This window comes from Spinactinospora alkalitolerans (assembly GCF_013408795.1).
In the GTDB taxonomy this organism is placed as follows: Bacteria; Actinomycetota; Actinomycetes; order Streptosporangiales; family Streptosporangiaceae; genus Spinactinospora; species Spinactinospora alkalitolerans.
In genome coordinates, this window is the sequence record NZ_JACCCC010000001.1 from 2,060,958 (window position 1) to 2,081,460 (window position 20,503).

At 74.7% G+C, this 20,503-nt stretch carries 13 protein-coding genes; 7 read left to right on the forward strand and 6 right to left on the reverse strand.

What is annotated here, in order from left to right:
- Window positions 1-91 precede the first annotated feature (91 nt).
- Both HDA32_RS09175 and HDA32_RS09180 read right to left on the reverse strand, forming a co-directional pair.
- Window positions 92-2,218 carry a hypothetical protein gene (locus tag HDA32_RS09175; protein ID WP_179642784.1) on the reverse strand — a complete coding sequence of 709 codons (2,127 nt, stop codon included), beginning with the start codon at window positions 2,216-2,218 and terminating at the stop codon, window positions 92-94.
- A gap of 476 nt (window positions 2,219-2,694) precedes the next feature.
- Complete coding sequence (locus HDA32_RS09180) at window positions 2,695-3,285, reverse strand: YbhB/YbcL family Raf kinase inhibitor-like protein (protein ID WP_179642785.1); 591 nt, start codon at window positions 3,283-3,285, stop codon at window positions 2,695-2,697.
- 293 nt (window positions 3,286-3,578) lie between these two features.
- On the opposite strand from HDA32_RS09180, the gene HDA32_RS09185 reads away from it, so the two are divergent.
- Window positions 3,579-6,857 (forward strand): AfsR/SARP family transcriptional regulator, encoded by a 3,279-nt coding sequence (locus HDA32_RS09185; RefSeq protein WP_312863411.1) that lies wholly within the window; start codon window positions 3,579-3,581, stop codon window positions 6,855-6,857.
- A gap of 24 nt (window positions 6,858-6,881) precedes the next feature.
- Here the strand turns inward: HDA32_RS09185 and HDA32_RS09190 are convergent, their stop codons facing one another.
- A complete protein-coding gene (locus tag HDA32_RS09190; protein WP_179642787.1) occupies window positions 6,882-7,706 on the reverse strand; it encodes an ABC transporter permease in 825 nt (274 codons plus the stop codon).
- A complete protein-coding gene (locus HDA32_RS09195) occupies window positions 7,703-8,686 on the reverse strand; it encodes an ATP-binding cassette domain-containing protein (protein WP_179642788.1) in 984 nt (327 codons plus the stop codon). The genes HDA32_RS09190 and HDA32_RS09195 overlap by 4 nt, the downstream gene beginning before the upstream one ends.
- 296 nt (window positions 8,687-8,982) lie before the next feature.
- Here HDA32_RS09195 and HDA32_RS09200 point away from each other — a divergent pair, with 296 nt between their 5' ends.
- Together HDA32_RS09200 and HDA32_RS09205 are read left to right on the forward strand one after the other, a co-directional pair.
- A complete protein-coding gene (locus HDA32_RS09200; protein WP_312863100.1) occupies window positions 8,983-9,501 on the forward strand; it encodes a PH domain-containing protein in 519 nt (172 codons plus the stop codon).
- Window positions 9,498-11,195, forward strand: coding sequence for a PH domain-containing protein (locus HDA32_RS09205; RefSeq protein WP_179642789.1), 1,698 nt, complete (start codon window positions 9,498-9,500; stop codon window positions 11,193-11,195). The genes HDA32_RS09200 and HDA32_RS09205 overlap by 4 nt, the downstream gene beginning before the upstream one ends.
- Before the next feature lie 863 nt (window positions 11,196-12,058).
- On the opposite strand, the gene sepH is transcribed toward HDA32_RS09205, so the two are convergent.
- A complete protein-coding gene (sepH, locus tag HDA32_RS09210) occupies window positions 12,059-13,192 on the reverse strand; it encodes a septation protein SepH (protein ID WP_179642790.1) in 1,134 nt (377 codons plus the stop codon).
- A gap of 602 nt (window positions 13,193-13,794) precedes the next feature.
- On the opposite strand from sepH, the gene HDA32_RS09215 reads away from it, so the two are divergent.
- Entirely contained in the window at window positions 13,795-14,889 is a 1,095-nt protein-coding gene (locus HDA32_RS09215; protein ID WP_179642791.1) for a hypothetical protein, read from the forward strand.
- A gap of 84 nt (window positions 14,890-14,973) precedes the next feature.
- Here the strand turns inward: HDA32_RS09215 and HDA32_RS09220 are convergent, their stop codons facing one another.
- Entirely contained in the window at window positions 14,974-16,275 is a 1,302-nt protein-coding gene (locus tag HDA32_RS09220) for a D-arabinono-1,4-lactone oxidase (RefSeq protein ID WP_179642792.1), read from the reverse strand.
- Window positions 16,276-16,415: 140 nt separating this feature from the next.
- Between HDA32_RS09220 and HDA32_RS09225 the strand changes: the two genes are divergently transcribed.
- The 3 genes from HDA32_RS09225 (at window position 16,416) to HDA32_RS09235 (ending at window position 20,478) form a co-directional block, all read left to right on the forward strand.
- On the forward strand, window positions 16,416-17,468 hold the full coding sequence (locus HDA32_RS09225) for a ferrochelatase (RefSeq protein ID WP_179642793.1): 1,053 nt from the start codon (window positions 16,416-16,418) through the stop codon (window positions 17,466-17,468).
- 92 nt (window positions 17,469-17,560) lie between these two features.
- Complete coding sequence (locus tag HDA32_RS09230) at window positions 17,561-19,582, forward strand: S9 family peptidase (protein WP_179642794.1); 2,022 nt, start codon at window positions 17,561-17,563, stop codon at window positions 19,580-19,582.
- A gap of 95 nt (window positions 19,583-19,677) precedes the next feature.
- Window positions 19,678-20,478, forward strand: coding sequence for an inositol monophosphatase family protein (locus HDA32_RS09235; RefSeq protein ID WP_179642795.1), 801 nt, complete (start codon window positions 19,678-19,680; stop codon window positions 20,476-20,478).
- The last annotated feature ends 25 nt before the right edge of the window (window positions 20,479-20,503 follow it).

Here is a 20,503-nt window from a genome sequence, read left to right on the forward strand (position 1 = left end):
ACTCGCATCGGGTTCCGGGCGTTACGGACGCGAAAAGGGGCGAGGCGCCTGTCGGCGCCTCGCCCCTTTCTCGTTTCGGACCGCGTGGGGATTAGCGGAACGGCCCGTCCCCGTAGCGATACATGCCCGAATCGTAGGCGTTGGGATCGCTGTCCGGGTGGTTGCGCCCTGCGGGCTGCCCGCCCTGGTACGGCGGCCACTCGCCCGAGGGGTCGGTGTAGCCGTAGCCCCCGCCGAAGCCGGGGTGCCCCCCGGAGGAGTCCCGGCCGCCGCCCTGGCCGTAGTCGCCGAGCACGTCGGGGTAGCTGTTGTAGACCGGCGGTTGGGGGGCCGCGGCGCCGGGGTGGCCGTAGTCGCCGCGGTTGTAGGCGCCGGTGTCGTATGAGCCGGTCGTGTAGGAACCGGTGTCGTAGGGGTCGCGGCTGAAGGGGCCGGTGGTGTAGGCGGGCGGGGTGTCGGGGCCGCTGCCCGGGGGCATCGGCGCCCGCTCGCCCGGCCCCGGGGAGAACCCGCCGCCGAAGGACGGCTGGGCGCCGGTCGCACCGTTCCACGCCGCGGGCCGGTCCCAGGGCGGGGCCTGCGGGTCCGTCCCGTAGCCGCCCGCGGGCTCGCCCGCGCGCCGGGACGGGTCGAAGGACGGCTCGGGGTAACCGGGGACCGGGGTCCCCGGAGCCGGCGGTTGGGGGGCCGCGGCGCCGGGGTGGCCGTAGTCGCCGCGGTTGTAGGCGCCGGTGTCGTATGAGCCGGTCGTGTAGGAACCGGTGTCGTAGGGGTCGCGGCTGAAGGGGCCGGTGGTGTAGGCGGGCGGGGTGTCGGGGCCGCTGCCCGGGGGCATCGGCGCCCGCTCGTCCGGCCCCGGGGAGAACCCGCCGGACCCGCTCTGGGCCGACGACGGGAACTGCGGCGCGGCCGGTCGCTGGTGGGAGCCGGTGTCCATGCTCGACCAGATCGGGGAGTCGGCCTCGGAGGAGCTCGGCGTGAACGACGGATCGGTCAGCGGGTCCCCGCTGCCGGCGCGCGCGGCCCCCGACAGCGGGGACCCGCTGTCGTAGGACGGGCGGCTGTGCGAGCCGGTGTCGTAGGAGGACCGGGTGTGCGAGCCGGTGCCGTACGGCGACGGCGACGGCGCGGCGGCGGCCGGGTCGTAGGACGGGCGGCTGTGCGACCCCGTGTCGTAGGACGGGCGGCTGTGCGAGCCGGTGTCGGAGGAGGACCGGGTGTGCGAGCCGGTGTCGGAGGCCGCGGGCTGCGCCGGTGCGTCCAGGCCGCGGTAGCCGGAGGCCGGCGTTGCCAGCGGGTCGCGGGAGAAGGACCCGGAGTCCCACGGCGCCTGCTGCCCGGAGCCGCCCTCGGAGCCGGCCGGGTTCCAGCTCCGGGTGGCCGCGGGCGCCGGAGCGGAGGGCGCCGGGGGCGCCGCGGGAGGCTGGGGGGCCTGGTCCCGCGCGACCGGCGCGCTGAGCGGATCGACCTTGGGCGCGCCGGCGGCGGGAGTCTGCGGACCCGAGGGCGCGGCCTCGCCGGGACCGCCGCCCTGGCCGAGGCTGGCGAGCATCGCCAGGGGGTCGCCGGAACCGCCGCCGGACTCCGCCGGGGCGCTCGCGGCGGGCGCGGGCTCCTCGGCCTCCGGGCGGGAACGGCGCCCGCGCGGGCGCGGCGGGGGCTCGTTGTTGTCGTAGAGGTCCTCGTAGTCGTCGTCGCGCACGGCCTCCATGGACGCCGTCGACTCGTTGCGGGTGTCCCTGCGGTCGGCGCGGACGTCGTCGTCGAGGTCGACGCGGTCGCCCGCGGGGTCGTCGTCGAACGCGTCGCCGTCGCGGTCGCCGTCGTCGGACAGGCTCGACCAGAAGGCGTTGTCGGACATGCCGCCGGAGTCGTCGCCCCAGTCCTCGCCGCCGCCGCGGCCGCGGCGGGCGCGCGGCCGGCGGGAGGAGGGGCGCGCCTCGTCGGAGGAGCGGGAACGGCGGCCGCCGCGCGAGCGGGGAGCCGGTTCGTCCTCGAACTCCGCGTCGTCGTCGGGATCGTCGCGGTCGCCACGGGCGGCGGCGCGGCGCGATCGCCGCGGCCGCTTCTCCTCCACCTCGTCGTCGACCTCTTCGAGGTCGTAGTCGTCTTCGTAGTCGTCGCCGCGGGCGGTGTTGGCGCCCAGGGCGCGCATGCCCAAGGCGATGAGCACGAGCACGAGCAGGACGACGACGATGGCGACAAGTGCAATGATCATGGTGAGCGCACCACCCTAGGCCCCGTGGCCTTATAGAGGACAGAGGTGCCACCGGCGGTGGTGATGGAACTGGCCGGTGCTGGACCGCGTCCGCAGCGGAGGGGGCCGCGGCGGCGGGCCGCCTGCGGTTCGCCGCGGGAGCGGTCATGGGATTCCGGACTGTGCGTGCCGGACGGGAACTCGATGGATCGTGAGGCGCGCCCCCCTGCGCGGTCGCCGAAACGCGCCCGGTGTCCGGCGCGGGCGGAGCCGCGGTAGGCGTCTGTGCCGACGTGCGAACGAACGCATCGCCGCCATGGTGTGCGCGAACCGAATTCGGCCATCAGAAAATCAACGGGGGGCACGGCCCCACTTTATGCATAGATGTGCCATCCGTGCAGAGGGCGACGATGGCTTCCTCCTGTGGCAAAGAGCTTTGCGATGTCGTGATCTGCCCGAAATATGACCCTGTGCGGTCTTCTCGCCGGTGTCTCATCTCACGGTCTGTCGGTGGCGATCAGGCGGCCGCGGGCCAGCGTGTGCGAGGCGATCGCACCCAGCGCCTCGTCCAGGGGCGCCCCGTCGGGCAGGTCGACGTCGGAGCCGAGCGCGTACACCGTGAACCGGTACTCCTGCTCCTGGTCGTCGGTGGGGCAGGGGGCCTCGTAGCCGACCTCCCCGAAACTGTTCTCGCCCTGATGGCCGGGCTGCGGAACGCTGCCCTCCGGGATCTCGGGGTTCTCCGGATCGAGTCCGTAGACCACCCAGTGCACCGTCGCGCCGCCCTCGGCCTCCAGAGCGTCGACGACCACGGCGATCGACTCGGTCCCGTCCGGCAGGCCCGACCAGCGCAGCGACGGCGAAACGCCCTCGCCGTCGCAGGTGTAGCGCTGCGGGATGGTCTCGTCCTCCTGCAGCACCGGGCTGCTCACGGTGATGTCCTCGCTCGTCTCGCCGTTGGTGCCGTCGGCCAGCACGCCGCAGCCCGTCGCGGCGGCCAGCAGCGCGGCGGCGCCGCCCCCCACGGCGGTCAGCCGACGCGTGCGGCGGCGCCTGGGGGCCGAGGAGTGTGGTGCGACGGCAAACATGGGGCTCCTGCGAAACGGACGGTCGATGGCTGCGGATTCGCCGGGCGGCGCGGGCCGCGCTCGGATCGCGGCGCCGCCGTCGCTCCTGCGGCGGGCTCCCACCGAACCTTACTGCTGTCCGTAGGCCGATCAACCCCGAATGTACGGAGTGTCGCCGGGCGGCCGCGGCGCGGTCGCCCGGCGCGCGGGTTTTTCGCCGCCCCCCGCAAGTCGGCGCCGAAACCGGTTGGGCAGCACCACCCGGTATCGGCAACGATGTATCCGTGCGGTTTTCGATTCTGGGTCCTTTGACGGTGTACGACGGCGCGGGCCGGACCGTGCCCGTCGGAGGCGCCCGGCTGCGCGCCCTGCTGGTGCTGCTCCTGCTGGAGCCGGGGCGCACCGTGGGCGCCGAACGGCTGATCGACGGCATCTGGGACGACGGCGCCACCGTCCCCGCCGACGCGTCGAACGCACTGCAGGCGCTGGTGTCGCGGCTGCGGCGGACGCTCGGTGCCGGGGCGCCGGTGCTGGGCGAGGCCACCGGGTACCGCCTGGACGTCACGCGCGACCGGATCGACCTGTGGGAGTTCGAGGACCTGGTGGGGTTCGGCCGCCGGGCCCGCTCCCACGGCGACCTCCGCGGCGCCGTGCGCGCCTTCGACGGTGCGCTCGCGCTGTGGCGGGGGCCCGCGCTCGCCGACATCTCCGCCGCGCCCGCCGGCGCCGGTGCAGCGCTGCGCCTCGCCGGCCTGCGCCGCGCGGTCACCGAGGAGCGGCTGGCACTCCACCTGGACCTCGGCCGCCACCGCGAGGTGCTGCCCGACATCGAGGCGCTCGCCGTCCAGGAGCCGCTGCGCGAACAGCCGGCCGGGCTGCTCATGCGCGCACTGGCCGCCTCGGGGCGCAAGGCCGAGGCCCTGGCCGTCTACGACCGGTTGCGCCGCGAGCTCTCCGACGAGCTGGGCATCGATCCCTCCGGCGAGCTCGGCGACCTGCACCTGCGTCTGCTGCGCGGCGAACTGGACGCCGCCGGGCCGGACCGCCCGCCCGGGCCCGGGAAGCCGGCGCTCGACGGCGGCGCCGCTCCCGTCCTGCGGCTGCCGCCGCTGCTGACCAGCTTCATCGGACGCGACGGGGAGGTGGGCGCCGCCGTCGAGCTGCTGTCGGGGCAGCGGCTGGTCACGCTGACCGGCCCCGGCGGCGCCGGCAAGACCCGGTTGTCCATCCGCAGCGGGGCCGACTTCGCCGAGTGCCACCCCGGCCTCGCCGCCGACGGGGTCTGGTTCGTGGAGCTCGCGCCGCTCACCGAGGCCGCCGAGATCCCGCACACCGTCATGGCAACGCTGGGCCTGCGCGAACGCAGCCTCATCGGTATCAGGGGCGGTGCGTCGGTCCCGGCCGGCGACCCCGTGACACGGATCTGCGAAGCGCTCGCCGGTCAGGACGTGCTGATCGTGCTGGACAACTGCGAGCACGTCGTGGCGGCGGCGGCCGGCTTCGCCGCCCGGCTCCTGGCGGCCTGCCCCGGCGTGCGCATCCTCGCCACCAGCCGGGAGCCGCTCGGGGTCCCGGGCGAGCGCCTGCTGCCGGTGCCCTCGCTGGAGCCGCCGCCCAAGGGGGCGACGGCGGCGCAGGCGCTCGACTGCGCCTCGGTGCGCCTGTTCGCCGAACGGGCCGAGGCGGTCGCGCCCGGGTTCACCGTCCACGACGGCAACGTCGACCACGTCGTGCGCGTCTGCCGCGAACTCGACGGCATGCCCCTGGCCCTGGAGCTCGCCGCAGCACGGCTGCGCGCCATGCCCGTCGCGCAGCTCGCGGCGCGCCTGTCGGACCGCTTCCGGCTGCTCACCAGCGGCAGCCGCCTGGCGCTGCCGCGCCACCAGACGCTGCAGGCCGTCATCGACTGGAGCTGGGAGCTGCTCGACGACGCCGAACGCACCCTGCTGCGCCGCCTGGCCGTGTTCGCCGGCGGCGCGACGCTGGAGGCGGTGGAGCGGGTCTGCGCCGACGTCGCGGGCGAGGGCGGGGTCGGCGGCCGCGACGTCTGGCCGGTGCTGTTCGCCCTCGTGGACAAGTCGCTGGTCGTCGCGGAGGAGCCGCAGAACGGGGAGGGCCAGGCCCCGCGCTACCGGATGCTGGAGACGATCCGCGCCTACGGCGCCCAGCGCCTGGCCGAGTCCGGCGAGGCCGAGGCCCTGCGCCGCGCCCACGCCGAGGACGTGCTGCGGCTGTGGCGGCTGGCCGACCCGATGCTGCGCACGGGCGAGCAGCTCGGCTGGCTGGCGCTGCTGCGGGTCGAGAACGACAACCTCACCGCCGCGCTGCGCTGGGCGGTGGACCGCCGCGATACCGCGCTCGCCCTGGACCTCTCCCACGCCGCCCAGTGGTACTGGCAGATGACCGACGGCTGCTCGGAGGCGTGCCGCTGGTCCGGGGAGATCGCCGCCCTGGCCGGTGACCGCCCGCCCGAGGGCAGGGCCGTCGCCTACGCCGAGTGCGTCGCCGCCATCGCCATCGGCGACGACACGGGCGCGAGCACGGCGGCCGAACTCGACCGGGCCCTGCGGATCCTGACCGAGGCCGGCGAGGCGGCCGAGGACCACCCCAACCTGATCCTGGTCCCCACCTGCCTGGCCCTGGTCCAGGGCGATCCCCGCGCGGGGATGGAGCGCATCGCGGCCTGGACCGGCCATGCCGACCCGTGGCTGCGCGCCACGGCGACGTCCTTCGAGGGCATGATGGCGCTCCAGGCCGGCCTGGCCGATCGGGCCCTCGCCCGCCTCACCCGGGCCGTCGAACTGTTCCGGCGGATCGGGGACCGATGGGGGACCGCGCAGTCCCTGACCTCGCTGTCGGAGATCGTGCGCTTCACCGATCCGGCGGCCGAGCAGGCGCTGCTGCAGGAGGGCGCGCAGATCGCGGAGGAGATGGCGTTCGCCGACCTCCTCCGCATGTTCCACGTCCGGCTGGCGGGCGCCGCCGCCGTGCGCGGTGACATCGAGGAGGCGCGGGGGCACATCGCCACCGCGCGGACGCCGATGCGCGGCGGGGCGGGGGTCGAGCAGCCGATGCGGCTCATCGTGGACTTCGCCGAGGCCGAGGTGGATCGCCGGGCGGGCGAGCTCGGCCGCGCCGAGCGCGGCCTCACGTCGCTGCTCTCGGAGATCCGCCTCCTGGGCATCGTGGCCCGCCCCCAGCTTTCGGCGATGTGGAACTGGGAGCTGGGGCGCATCGCGCTGGACGCGCGGCGCTGGGACGCCGCCCGCCGGTACCTGGCGACCGCGTGGGACGCCGCCCGCGACGGCCGCGACGCACCCTCCTGCGGCGGCGTGCTCGACGGGCTGGCCGAGCTGGCGCTCACCGACGGCGACCCCGAGCGCGGCGCGAGGCTGCTCGGCCACGCCGAGGCCGTGCGCGGCCTGCCCAACCAGGTCGATCCCGAGGTCGCGCGGCTGCGCGCGCTGCTGTGCGAGCGCCTGGGCGAAGAGGGGTTCGCCCAGGCCTACGCCCGGGGCGCGGCCGCGGGGACCGGCGGGATCACCGAGTCCGTCGACGCCTGGATCGCCGCCTGGCCGCGCGAGGACCTCTAGGAAGCACCTCTGGGAAGCCCGCCTTTAGGAACGCCGCCGGTAGGCGCGGGCGGCGAGGGGGAAGAACACCGCGACGATGGCGACCGCCCAGACCGCCGTCCACAGCAGCGGTTCGGCCACCGGCCCGCCCAGCATCAGGCCGCGCATGGCGTCGGTGACGTGGGTGACCGGGTTGATCTCGGCGAACGTCTGCATCCAGCCGGGCATGTTCTCCGGCGGGACGAACGTGGAGCTGCCGAAGGTCAGCGGGAACATCCAGACCGAGCCGAAGATGTTGACCGCCATCGGGGTGCGCAGCAGCAGGCCGACGAAGGCCGACAGCCAGCACAGCGCGAACGCGAACACCATCACCACGGCCGCGGCGGCGACGACGCCCAGCACGCCGCCCTGCGGCCGGAACCCGATGGCCACGGCGACGACGAGCACCATCACCACGGTCAGGAGGTAGCGCACCATGTCGCCGAGGATGGCGCCGATCAGCGGCGCCGAGCGGGCGATGGGCAGCGACCGGAACCGGTCGAAGATGCCCTTCTCGATGTCGGTGTTGAGCGCGACACCGGTGCCGATGGTCGCGAAGATCACCGACTGGGCGGTGATGCCGGGGATGATGAAGTCCCGGTAGGCCTGCCAGTCGCCCATCATCGCCTGGCCGAAGACGAAGACGAACAGTCCGACGAACATGATCGGCATGAACGTCAGGCCGAGGACCTCTTCGGGATTGCTCTTGATCTTGAGCAGGCTGCGCCAGGTCAGCAGCGCGCCGTGCCGTGCGGCCGACACCGGGGTGATCCGGGCCGACGGGCTCGGCGCCTGGGCGGCGGGGCGTTCCGCCGTGGTCGCGGCGCTCATGCGTTCGTCCTTTCCGGGGTCGCGCCGCTCTCCTCGTCGGCGGGGACTTCGTCGGCGGGGCGGCCGGTGATCGCGAGGAAGACCTCGTCGAGGCTCGGCTTGCGCAGGGCCAGTTCGGCGACGGCGATCTCGGCGTCGTCGAGGCGGCGCACCACCTCGGGCAGCACGCCGGGGTCGGTCACCGAGGCGTGCACCGAGGTGTCGGTGGAGCGGACCCCGGAGTCCGCCGTCGTCTCCACGATCTTGGCCACGAGGTCGAGCCGGCCGAGGTCGACCGGCCGCACCTGGAGCACCTGGGTGCCGGCCCTGGCCTTGAGCTCCTCGGGCGTTCCGGTGGAGATGACCCGGCCGTGGTCGATGACGACGATGTCGTCGGCCAGTTGGTCGGCCTCCTCCAGGTACTGCGTGGTCAGCAGCACCGTGACGCCGTCGTCGACCAGCCCGCGCACCACCTCCCACAGCCCGTTGCGGCTGTGCGGGTCCAGGCCGGTGGTCGGCTCGTCCAGGTAGAGCAGGCTGGGCCGGCCCACCAGGCTCGCCGCGAGGTCCAGCCGGCGGCGCATGCCGCCGGAGTAGGTCTTGGCCGGCCGGTCCCCGGCGTCGGTCAGCGCGAAGCGCTTCAGCAGCTCCGCCGAGCGCGTCCTGGCGTCGCCGCGGGAGAAGCCGAGCAGCCGGGCGATCAGCACCAGGTTCTGGGCGCCGGTGAGGTCCTGGTCGACCGCGGCGTACTGCCCGGTCAGGCCGATGAGCCGACGCACCTCGTGCGGCTGCTTCAGCACGTCGTAGCCGCCGACGGTGGCGTGCCCGCCGTCGGGCCGCAGCAGGGTGGACAGGATGCGCACGGTCGTGGTCTTGCCGGAGCCGTTCGGCCCGAGGACCCCCAGCACGGCTCCCGTGCGCGCCACGAGGTCCACCCCTGCCAGCGCTGTATTGCCCTTGAACCGCTTGACCAGCCCCTCCGCACGGATGGCTTCAGTCATTGATCCTCCAATTCCACATGATCGGCACCAGTCTGGCCGGGGCCACTGACAAAGCACTGACAGGTGCGGACGGCTTGCGGCAGGACCTGTCAGGTACCGACAGGTCCTGACACCTCCCGGTGCAGCGGGCGCCTGCGGGCCGCGCCGCGGCGCGGCCCGCAGGGGGTGCAACCCCGCCGCCGGCCGCCGCCTTCCCCCTGGCTGCGCGGCCCGTGCGGCCGCAGGACAGAACAGGTGAGCGCGCGGAATCGCCGTCCGTTACGGCGAATCGGCCGGACACCCCTAAAATCGGGCTGGTGACGACCACCCGGCTGCGCCCTCCCGAGAACCGCGTCTCCCCCCGAGCCGTCCACATGTGGACACTGAGCGGGGTGATCGGGGCGGTGGTGGGCATCGCGGTGCTGTCGGGCATCGCCTGGATGCTGGTCTACGCCCGCTGGTCGTGGGTGCCCGAATGGGTTCTGGAGCGCGCCTGGTGGATCCCGGTGCTCTACGGCTGCTACGCCGTCGCCAGGGCGGTCATCGCGCCGCGCTGGCGCTACCGGGTGCACCGCTGGGAGGTCACCGCCGACGTCGTCTACACCCGCGTCGGCTGGATCAGCCGCGAATGGCAGTTGGTGCCGGTCAGCCGCATCCAGACGGTCGACCACACCCAGGGCTGGATGGAGCGCCTGTTCGGATTGGCCACCCTGGAGATCCAGACGGCCTCGCACGCGGGCTCCTCCAGCATCGCCGGACTGGGCGCGCAGGTGGCGCAGCAGATCTCGGAGGACCTGGCGATGCGCGCCGGCGAACTGAGGGACGACGCGACATGAGCGGCGGAGCCGACGGAGCCGACCGTGAGAAGCCCGTGCCGCCGGTCCCCGAGGAGCGGCCGGCCGAGGAGACCCCGCCGCCCGCGGCCGAGCCGCCGGCGCGGGAGGACTCCCCCGAGGAGATCCGGGCCGAGCCCGAGCGTCGCCTCAGCGGGCTGACCACGGTCACGGCCCCGATCAACTACCTGAAGTCCTTCATCGTGCCGATCGTCGTGGCGCTGGTGGCGGGCAGCTTCAACCCGTGGGTGCTGGGCTCCTCGGCCGTCGCCCTCGCCGGCATGCTGGTCACCGGATTCGTCACCTGGTGGACGGTGCGCTACCAGGTGGGGGCCGAACGGCTGGAGATCCGCAGGGGCCTGATCGGCCGGTCCCGGCGCACCATCCCGCTGGAGCGCATCCGCGGCGTCGACGTCACCTCCACCCTGCTGCACCGCGCCCTGGGCCTGGCCGTGGTCAAGATCGAGGCGGCGGCCGGCGGAGGGGGCCAGGAGGAGGGCAAGCTCGACGCCGTCACGCGCGCCGAGGCCGAGCGGCTGCGCGGTGAGCTGCTGCACCGCCGCGCGGTGCTGCGCGGTGACGCGGCGGCGCGCGCGGGCGCCGACCCGGTCCCGGCGGGGGCCGGGGAGCAGGACGGGGCGGCCCCGCGGCCGGAGCCCGAGGCCGCCGAGCCGGAGACCGTCTACTTCGAGATGCCGCGCGGCTGGTACCTCTACGCCGTCCTCAGCCTGGGCTATCTGCTCACCCCGTTCGCTGCGCTGGCCGCGGTGCTCGGCTTCCTCGCCCAGATCGTCGACGACCTGGCCATCGACGTCGACCCCGACGAGGCGGCCGGTCTGGCCCAGCGGATCGTGGACAGCGGCGCGGCGGCGCTGATCCTGCTGGCCGTCGCGGCCGCCGCCCTGCTGCTGGTGCTGATGCCGGTCTTCGCCGTCGCCTCCTACGCCATCAACCACTGGGGCTTCACCCTGCGCCGCAGGGGGGAGGCCCTGGTCACCGAGCGGGGACTGTTCACCCGCCAGAGCGTCACCCTGGAGCACCGCAGGATTCGCGGCCACGAGCTGATCGACAACCCGCTGCAGCGGGTGCGCCGGGCCGTGCAACTGCGCGCGATCGTCACCGGCCTCGGGGACGTCTCGACGCGCGCAGCGCTGCTGCCGATCGGACCGCGTGAGCGCGTCGACGCGGTCGTCGAGCAGGCGCTGGCCCCCTACCGCGGGACCCTGACCGCGCACCCGCCGGCCGCGCGCACCCGGCGGCTGTTCCGCGCGGTCGTCCCCGCCGCCCTGGTGGCCGCCGCGGCGGCGGGGCTCGGGCTGTACTGGGTCGCGGCCCTGTTCGCGCTGTCGGCCCTGCTCGGCGTGCCGCTGGGCCTGGACCGCTACCGGTCGCTGGGGCACGGCTACGACGGCCGGCGGGTCAGCGTGCGCTCGGGGTCGCTGCGCCGCGAGCAGGCCGTGGTGCGCAGGGACGCGATCATCGGCTGGAAGTGGCGGCAGAGCCCGTTCCAGCGCCGCGCCGATCTGGCCACCCTGGAGGTCACCGTGGGGGCGGGGAGCGGCGGCTACGACGCGGTCGACGCCGACTTCGCCGAGTCCGTCTCCTTCGCGAGCGGGGTCACCCCGCACATGGTCGGCCCGTTCCTGGCCAAGGAGGGCCGGCGACCGCGGGAGGACGGCGAAGAGGAGGAGGCGTAGCCGTCCGGCTCGCCCTCGGGGTGACTCGGGTGCGCTGTGCGGCCTTGTGGTCGGCCGGGTGGCGGGCGGTGCCGCAGCGTTTTCGCCGCCCCTGCCGCCCTCGCCGCCGCTGTTCTCGGCCTTGAGTTTTGACCTCGACCACCGGGGGGCGTGAAGGCTCGGCCGAAGGTGGGATCCGCGGTGGTTGGGCGACGGTGCACGCCGTCCCCGGCCCCAGGGGGTCGTGAAGCCTCAGCCCAAGGAGGGATCCGCGGTGACCGGGCGATCCTCTCGTGTGGCCGAAGGCCCCTAAAGGGATCGCACCGGCGCCGCGCCGCCCACGCCGCCACCGTGCGTGCCAGGACGCGACCGGGGTTTCGGTGCGCGGGGAAAGCACGGGCTGCCGTGTCCGCATGCCTCGGCCACCGAGGGCGTGAGACACCGGCCTCAGGGGTTTGAGCCCCGGCTCGAGGACGCGACCGCGCACCGCCGCTTTGGGCGCCGGGCCGAAACCGGGGTGTCGGTCTGTGCCCACGGTGTCGGCGTGCGCTTCGCGCGCGTGAGGGCGATTTCCGTCTATGGGTCTTCGGCCACGCGAGAGAATCGCCCGCCCGCACGCCCTCCCTCCTGGGGCCGGCCTTCACGACCCCCCGGAGTCGAGGTGGAGAGGTGGAAGGGCCCCACCCGCGTGCCTACTCCGTCCCGGGGCCGAGGTTGAAACTCACGTTGAAGGCCGCCCATCGCCTGACAGCCGACAAGGCCGTACAGCAGACCGTGGCCGCATGGCGGCGGACCGGTCCCCGCCAGGTACCACCCAGCTTCCGTGGACCCCGGTAGAAGACACGGGGGCAAGGGCGGCGAGACGCCGTGCACCCTCCGGGGCGCTACTCCGGCTTCTTCGAGCCGAACATGATCTCGTCCCAGGACGGCACCGACGCGCGGCGGCTGCGGCCTTTGCGGCGGGCCGGCTGGGGGTTGCCGCCGCCGGCTGCGGCGGCGGGCAGCGGCGGCGTCCGCTGCTCCCCGGGGGCGCGTTCGGCGGCCGGTGCGTTCGGGCGCTGCGGCGGCGCGGGCTGTTCGGCCGGCTTGGCCGCGGGGCGCTCGGTCTGGCGCTTCGCGGGGCGCTCCGGAGGCGCCGGGGGCGCCGAGGGGGCGTCGGCGGCCGGTCTGGGCTCGGAGCGGGGGCGCTCGGCCGGCGGGTGCGGCGCCGCGGCGGTGGGGGCCTCCGGCTCGGCGGGGGCCGGGCGCGCGCGCTCGGGCGTCACCGGGATCCGCGCGGGCTGGGCCGGGGGCGCCGGAGGAGGGGGCGTCTCGGTGACCTGCGGTGGCGCGGGGCGGGCCGGCGGGGCTTCGGCGGGCGCCTGGGGCTCGCGCGCCGACTGGCGGCGCGGCACGAACGGGGTCACGTTCGCGCTGGCCGGGCCCAGGTCCAGCGGTCCCTCGGCCTCGGGGGAGGAGAAGCGGACCGCTTCCTCATCGTTGGGCGTCACGCAGCGGCGGCGCGGCTCGTAGACCCAGTGGGCCAGGTGCTCCTCGCCCCCGGCCAGGAAGGTCAGCTTGAGCTGCCAGGCGTTGTCCTCCCTCTTCCAGGAGTCCCACACCGCGTCACCGGTCTCCAACTGGTGGCGGCCGATGCGGTCGGCGACGAGGTCACCGAGGGCGGGGCCGGTGCTGGACTCGCCCTGCCGCCGCACCGTGGCCCGCTGGGCCTGCTGCCACATGAACTCGCGCTCCTGCAGCACCGGACCCTCGAACCAGCGCACGCGTTCGATGGGGATCCCGGCGGCCTCGGCGATCGCCTCCGCGGTCTCACCCGAGCGGATCCGGGCCTGGATTTCCTTGGGGCGCAACGGATTCTCCACTTCGATCTCGTACTGGCCGAGCCGGGAGAACTGGCCGCGCACAGCGGCGCGGAGACGGTCGTCGACGGGCAGCATGAAGCGGGTACCCCGGCCGGCGCTCGCCAGTACCAGGTAGGTTCCGTCCTCGCTAACGGCGACGAGGCGAAGCTCCTGCATCGCCCTCCCTTTCGCGTCCCGTCGAGGGTATGTCCTCGGCCATCCCCCATGTCATCAGTCTCGTGCGCCACCGCCCGATCGGCCAGCACCGCATCCGGCATGTCCGGAGCGTGCACCGGCGCGCGCACGGGCCGCGGTCCTGCCTCCGCCCGGCCGCGGATCCGCCGGACCGATGGGACACCTCTTTCCCATCGTGCCATCTTGACACGCGCGCCGGCCGGATCTCCGACCGTGGCGCCGGGGCGGCGCGCGGGTTTCGGTCCATGGTCGCTTGACGATCCCTCGGTGATGCTATCTCGCGTGCCGCCGGAGCACCCGGACACGATCCGAGTCCGCTCCGACGGCCGGTTCGCACCACCGCTCTTTTCCAGGTGAGGGTGCTGTTGCGCAAGTCGACACGCCCAACGCGACCGAAAAGTGATCCATACACTTCCTCGCGGTTATCGGAACATTGGCGCCCGTCGGCCGAGTTGTCCACTTATGGACGGGGGAGTGAGCGAGGGCCGTCCACTGTCGGGCAGTGGTGCGGTGATCGCTCGGCGAAAGGGCCCGCTGCGCGCGGGGCCCGCGCCGCGCCCGCGCGCGGCGCCGGAGGGGGGAGGATGAGCGAGGGCGAGGAAAAGAAGAAGCGCATCGATCTGAGCATGTCCCAGGTCGTGGGGGGCGGTGTCGCCACGCTGACGGCGGCGACCGCAGCTTCCTACCTGGGGGTCTACGGCACCATCATCGGCACCGCGGTCATGAGCGTCATCAGCACCGCGGGCACCGCGGTCGCGCAGCACTACCTGCAGCGGAGCGGGGACAGGGCCCGCGGCTTGGCGGAGCGGCGGGCCCAGGTGGCCGTCACGCGCGGGCGCTCGGACAGCGCGACGGGCGAACTGCGGGCGGCGGGCCCGGGGACCGCCGCCGACGCGGACACCCTGCTGGCGGCGGCGACCGAGACCGAGGCTCCCTCGCAGCGGTGGCGCCGCGACGGTGACGTCGAGACCACGCAGCTTTTTCCGGCGGTCGGAGAGACCTCGGGATTCGGCGCGGACGAAACCGTCGCCATCGACGCCGAAAGTCGGCCCGAACATCGGGGGAAACTCCCGGACGGGGTCCGCGGCGACGACACGCGGGCGCTGCCCTCAGCGGGCGGCGCGGAGCGGCCGGAGGCCGAGCGGGACGGGGCCGGACGGGACTCGACGTGGTGGCGGAGGTGGCGGGCCCTGGTCATCCCCGCGGTCGCGGTCTTCCTGCTCGTGATGGCGGTCATCACCGCGTTCGAGCTGTTCTCCGGCAGAGCGCTGTCGGACACGCTGCGCGGTGAGGACTCCGGCTCGGCCCCCTCCCTGCTGGGCGGGTACTCCGGCTCCGGGGCCGACGCGTCGGCCGACGTCCCGACGACCGGACCCGACACCGGCGGCCAGGAGGAGACGACCGGCGAGCAGCCGACCACCGGCCCCTCGCAGGTTCCCGGCGCCGAGGACGGCGCGGACGGCGAGGGCGAGGGCACCGGCGAGCCGACGGAACCCGCTGCCACCCCGGAACCCGGGGAGGAGGGGCAGCAGACCGAAGCGCCCGCCGACCCCGAAGGCGGCGCCGACGACGGCACCTCCGACGGCGGCGATTCGGGCTCCGACCCCGGCGGCTCCCAGCAGGCGCCGGGCGACGCGCCCCCGGCCGACGGCTCCCGGCAGGTCCAGCCGGAGCCCTAGGCGCCGACGGAGCGGATGCGGACGCAGCGGCCCCGGGAGGATTCCCGGGGCCGTTCTTCGCGCTGGGGGAGGGGCGGCTCGGTCTCAGCGGCCCAGGACGGTGTCCAGGTAGGCGTTGGCGAAGCGGCGCCGCGGGTCGACCCGGTCGCGGACGGCCAGGGCGTCGCCGAACCGGGGGTAGACCGCCTCCAGGTAGCCGCGGTCGCGGGTGTGCACCTTGCCCCAGTGCGGGCGGCCGCCCACCGCGGTGTGCACCGCCTCCAGGTCGGCGAAGTAGTCGCGGTAGGGGCTGCCCCGGTAGACGTGCGCGGCGATGTAGGCGGTGTCGCGGCCGTGGGCGGTGGACAGCCAGGCGTCGTCGGCCGGGGCGAAGCGGATCTCCAGAGGGAAGCTGATCCTGTGGCCGCGCCGCTCGATCAGGGAGCGGATCTCGCGCAGCGCGTCGCACAGGTGCTCGGCGGGGATCGCGTACTCCATCTCGACGAACCGCACCTCGCGCCGGCTGGCGAACACCCGGTGGGAGGCGTCGGTGTAGGCGCGCGCCGACAGGGCCCGGGCCGAGACCTGGTTGATCGCGGGGATCGCCCCCGGCAGCCGGGCGCCGATCCGGTTGACCACCTCGAACACCGAGTTGGACAGGAGGTCGTCGTCCAGCCACGCCCGGAACGGCGACAGCGGCTCGGCCGGCCCCGGGACGCGGTTGTTGCGCTTGGTGCTGGTCAGCCCGGTGTGCGGGAACCAGTAGAACTCGAAGTGGTCATTGCCGGCGCGCAGCTCCTCCAGCCGCTCCAGCACCTCCTCCAGCGGCATCGGCTCCTCGCGCGCCCGCAGCAGGAACGCCGGCTGCACCGCCACCGTCAGCGCGGTCAGCACGCCGAACGCCCCCATGCCCACCCTGGCGGCGTGGAACAGGTCGGGGTCCTCCTCGGCCGAGCAGGTGACGACCTCGCCGCCGGCCAGCACCATCTCCATGCCCAGCACCTGGGCGGCCAGCCCGCCGGCGGTCCGGCCGGTGCCGTGGGTGCCGGTCTGGACCGCGCCGGCCACCGTCTGCACCGCGATGTCGCCCATGTTGGCCAGCGCGACTCCGCGGGCGGCCAGCGCCTCGTTGAGGTCGCACAGCGGAAGGCCCGCCTCGACGGTGACGGTGCCGGCCCCGGGATCCACCGAGCGCACCGCCGTCAGCGCGGCGGGCGACAGCAGCAGGCCGTCGGTGATCGCCACGTCGGTGAAGGAGTGCCCCGAACCGACCATCCGGACCCGCAGGCCCTCGTCGGCGGCGGAGCGGACCGCCGAGACGACGTCGGCGGTGCTGTTGGGGGTGGCCGTCCTGCGCGGCTCGGTCCGGTGCGTGCCCGCCCATGTGGCCCACGACGCGTTCACCATGGGCCAGCACGTTACACACACCGGGGCCGGGCGGACAGCCCCGTCCCCCGCGGGGCCGGGCGCCCCGCCCGCGGCGAACGTGACGCCGCTTACCCAGGGTCACCGCGCGGTCCACCGCGTGAGCTGGTTTCATGGATCCCATGAGGCCCTACGATGCTTTCCTGCTGCTCTCCTTCGGCGGTCCGGAGAAGACCGACGACGTCATCCCGTTCCTGGAGAACGTCACCCGCGGTCGCGGCATCCCGCGCGAGCGGCTGGCCGAGGTCGGCGAGCACTACTTCCTCTTCAACGGCGTCAGCCCGATCAACCAGCAGTGCCGCGACCTGATCGAGGCCGTCCGCGCCGACTTCGACGCCAACGGCGTCGACCTGCCGATCTACTGGGGCAACCGCAACTGGGACCCCTACCTGACCGACACCGTCGCGCAGATGGCCGAGGACGGCGTGCGCAGGGTGGTCGCCCTGGCGACGTCGGCCTACAGCAGCTACTCCAGCCACCGCCAGTACCTGGAGGACGTCGACCGGGCCCGCGAGGCGGTCGGAGCCGGGGCCCCGCGCATCGACCTGATCCGGCCCTACTTCGACCACCCGGGGTTCATCGACTCCTTCGCCGACAACACCCGGGCCGCGCTGCGGCGCCTCCCCGCCGATCTGCGCGCCGACGCGCGGCTGCTGTACTCGGCGCACTCCATCCCCACCGCGATGTCGCAGGCCAGCGGCGACCCCGAGTGCCGCCCCGGCGCCGCCGGCGGCGCCTACCCGGCGCAGCTCGCGGAGGTCGCCCGCCTGGTGACCGAGCGGGTCGACGCCGATTCTGAGCGCGGCCACGCCCATGAGCTCGTCTACCAGAGCCGCAGCGGCCCGCCCGGCCAGCCCTGGCTGGAGCCCGACATCAACGACCGGCTGGAGGAGCTGGCGGCCGAAGGCGTCAAGGCGGTCGTCGTGGTGCCCCACGGGTTCGTCTCCGACCACATGGAGGTCAAGTACGACCTCGACGTGGAGGCGCTGGAGACCGCTGACAAGCTCGGCATCCGCCTGGTCCGGGCGCTGGCGCCGGGGACGCACCCGTCGTTCGTGGCGATGGTGCGCGACCTCGTCCGCGAGCGCGCCGAGTCCGAGGCGCCGCGGGCCGGGCTGAGCGCGCTGACCCCCACCTGCCACGACTGCCCGCCGGGCTGCTGCGGGCAGCGCTGATCAGCGACCGCGGCCGGTGCCGGCCGCGATCACACGGCCGGTCGTCCCGATAGGGTCGGAACCGACCCAGCGTCGGGAATCGGAGGGTTCTTGTGGTTCGTCCCTGGCATGAACTGACCGGCTACATCGCGTTGCGCCGCGTGAACGGGTTGCGACTCTCCCCGGACGGGACCCGGCTCGTCGCGCCAGTCAGCGAGCCCGAACCCGACGGCAAGGCGTTCGGGTCGGCGCTGTGGGAGATCGACCCCGCGGGCGAGGCCGAACCGCGCCGGCTGACCCGCTCCGCCGCGGGGGAGAGCGCCCCGCGCTTCCTGCCCGACGGCTCCGTGCTGTTCACCTCCAAGCGGCCCGACCCCGAGGCCGAGCCCGGCGAGGAGGCCCGGCCGTCGCTGTGGCTGCTGCCCGCCGACGGCGGCGAGGCCCGCCGGGTGGCGTCGCACCCGGGCGGCATCGGCGCGGTCGAGGTCGCCCGCGAGGCCGGCACCGTGGTCTACTCCGCCGAGGTCCATCCGGGCGCGGCCGACGCCGAGGCCGACGAGCAGGCGCGCAAGGCCCGCAAGGACGCCGGGGTCAGCGCGATCCTGCACGAGGAGCACCCGGTGCGCTACTGGGACCACGACCTCGGTCCGGCCCGGACCCGGCTCTTCGCCGCCGCGCCGCCCGCCGGAGCCGGCGCCCGGCTGGGCGAGGCGCGCGACCTCACCCCGGAACCGGGCATGGCGCTGCACGTGCAGTCCCAGGCCCTCACCCCCGACGGCGGCACCGTCGTCACCGGCTGGGCCGTCCCGCACGGCCGCGCCGACCGGCGCGGCGAACTGGCCGCGATCGACACGGCGACCGGCGAGCGCCGGGTCCTGGCCTCCCACCCCGACTTCGACTTCGCCGCGCCGGCGGTCTCGCCCGACGGCCGCGGCGTCGCCGCGGTCCGCTCCTCCCAGGGCGAATACGACGGCGAGCCCCGCGACGAGACGCTGTGGCTGGTCGACCTGGCCACCGGCGAGGGCCGCGACCTGCTGGCCGGCCACGAACTGTGGCCGCGCGAGCACGCCTGGGCCCCCGACTCCCGGGCCGTCTACGTCGTCGCCGACCTCGACGGGCGCCGGCCCGTCTTCCGGGTGGATCTGGAGACCGGTGAGCTCGTCCGCCTCACCGGCGAGGGCGCCTACAGCCAGCTCAACCCCGCCCCCGACGGCCGGACCCTCTACGCGCTGCGCGACTCCTGGGACGAGCCGCCGACGCCGGTCCGCATCGACACCGGGGCCACCGGCCAGGACCCCGTCCGGCTGAAGTCGCCGTGCCCGCCGCTGGAGGTGCCCGGCCGGCTCACCGAGGTCGAGACGGCCGCCGACGACGGCACCCGGGTCCGCGCCTGGCTGGTGCTGCCCGCCGAGGCCTCGGCCGACTCCCCGGCGCCGCTGCTGCTGTGGGTGCACGGCGGGCCCTACATGAGCTTCAACGGCTGGTCGTGGCGGTGGAACCCGTGGCTGATGGCGGCCAGGGGCTACGCCGTCCTGCTGCCCGACCCCGCGCTGTCCACCGGCTACGGCCAGGGCATGCTGCGCCGCGCCTGGGGCGCGTGGGGCCCGCGCACCTTCGCCGACCTGATGGCCGTCACCGATGCCGCCGTCGCCCGCGGCGACATCGACGCCGAGCGCACCGCGGTCATGGGCGGCTCCTTCGGCGGCTACATGGCCAACTGGATCGCCGGCCACACCGACCGGTTCAAGGCGGTCGTCACGCACGCCTCGCTGTGGGCGCTGGACGGCTTCCACGCCACCACCGACTACCCGCCGGTGTGGATGCGCGAGTTCGGCGACCCCCACACCCGGCCGGAGCGCTACGAGCTCAACTCCCCGCACCGCCACGTCGCCGCCATCCGCACGCCCGTGCTCGTCATCCACGGCGACAGGGACTACCGGGTGCCCATCGGGGAGGGCCTGCGGCTGTGGTGGGACCTCCTCGACCACGGGGTCGAGGCGAAGTTCCTGTACTTCCCCGACGAGAACCACTGGATCCTCAAGCCGGGCAACATCGAGGTCTGGTACGAGACGGTCTTCGCGTTCCTCGACCACCACGTGCACGGCAAGGAATGGCGCCGCCCGCGACTGCTGTGACACCGCCGCCCGCCCGGCGCGCTCGCGCACCGGCGCCGGGCGGGCGGCGCGGCGAGCGCGCGGTCACGAGCACCACCACGAGCAAGGAGACGACGATGGCAACGCCTGACCCGAGGGAACTCCTGGAACTGGCATCCGAGGCCGCGGGGGAGGCCGGGGCGCTGGCCGCGCGGGGCCAGGCGAAGGTGAGCGTGCTCGACACCAAGTCCTCGCCGACCGACGTGGTCACCGAGATGGACCGGGCGGCCGAGGAGCTGATCCGCGAGCGCCTGCTCAGCGCCAGGCCCGGCGACTCGGTGCTGGGCGAGGAGGGCGGCGCCGAGCAGGGCAGCAGCGGCGTCCGCTGGATCGTCGACCCGATCGACGGCACCGTCAACTACCTCTACGGGCGGCCCGACTGGGCGGTGTGCATCGCCGCCGAGGTCCAAGGCGAGGTGGTCGCCGGGGTCGTGGTGGCGCCGGTGCGGGGCGAGGCCTACATCGCGACGCTGGGCGGCGGCGCCCAGTGCGACGGCGTTCCGCTGCGCGCCGCGCCGCGGGTGCCGCTGGAGATGGCGCTGGTGGCGACCGGCTTCGGCTACGAGGCGCGGCGCCGGGCCCGGCAGGCCGAGGTGCTGCGGACGGTGCTGCCGCGGGTGCGCGACGTCCGCCGGGGCGGCTCGGCGGCCCTGGACCTGTGCGGGGTGGCCCGCGGCCAGGTCAACGCCTACTACGAGCGGGGGCTCAACCCCTGGGACTGGGGCGCCGCCGCGCTGGTCGCGCAGGAGGCCGGCGCCAGGGTGGGCGGCCTGCGCGGTGCGCCGGCCAACCCGGACCTGCTCATCGCGGCCGTTCCGGGCCTCTTCGAGGAACTGCACGACCTGCTGGAGCCGCTGGGCGCCGACACCGACGGCTGAGCCGCGCGGAGCGGGCCCCGAAACG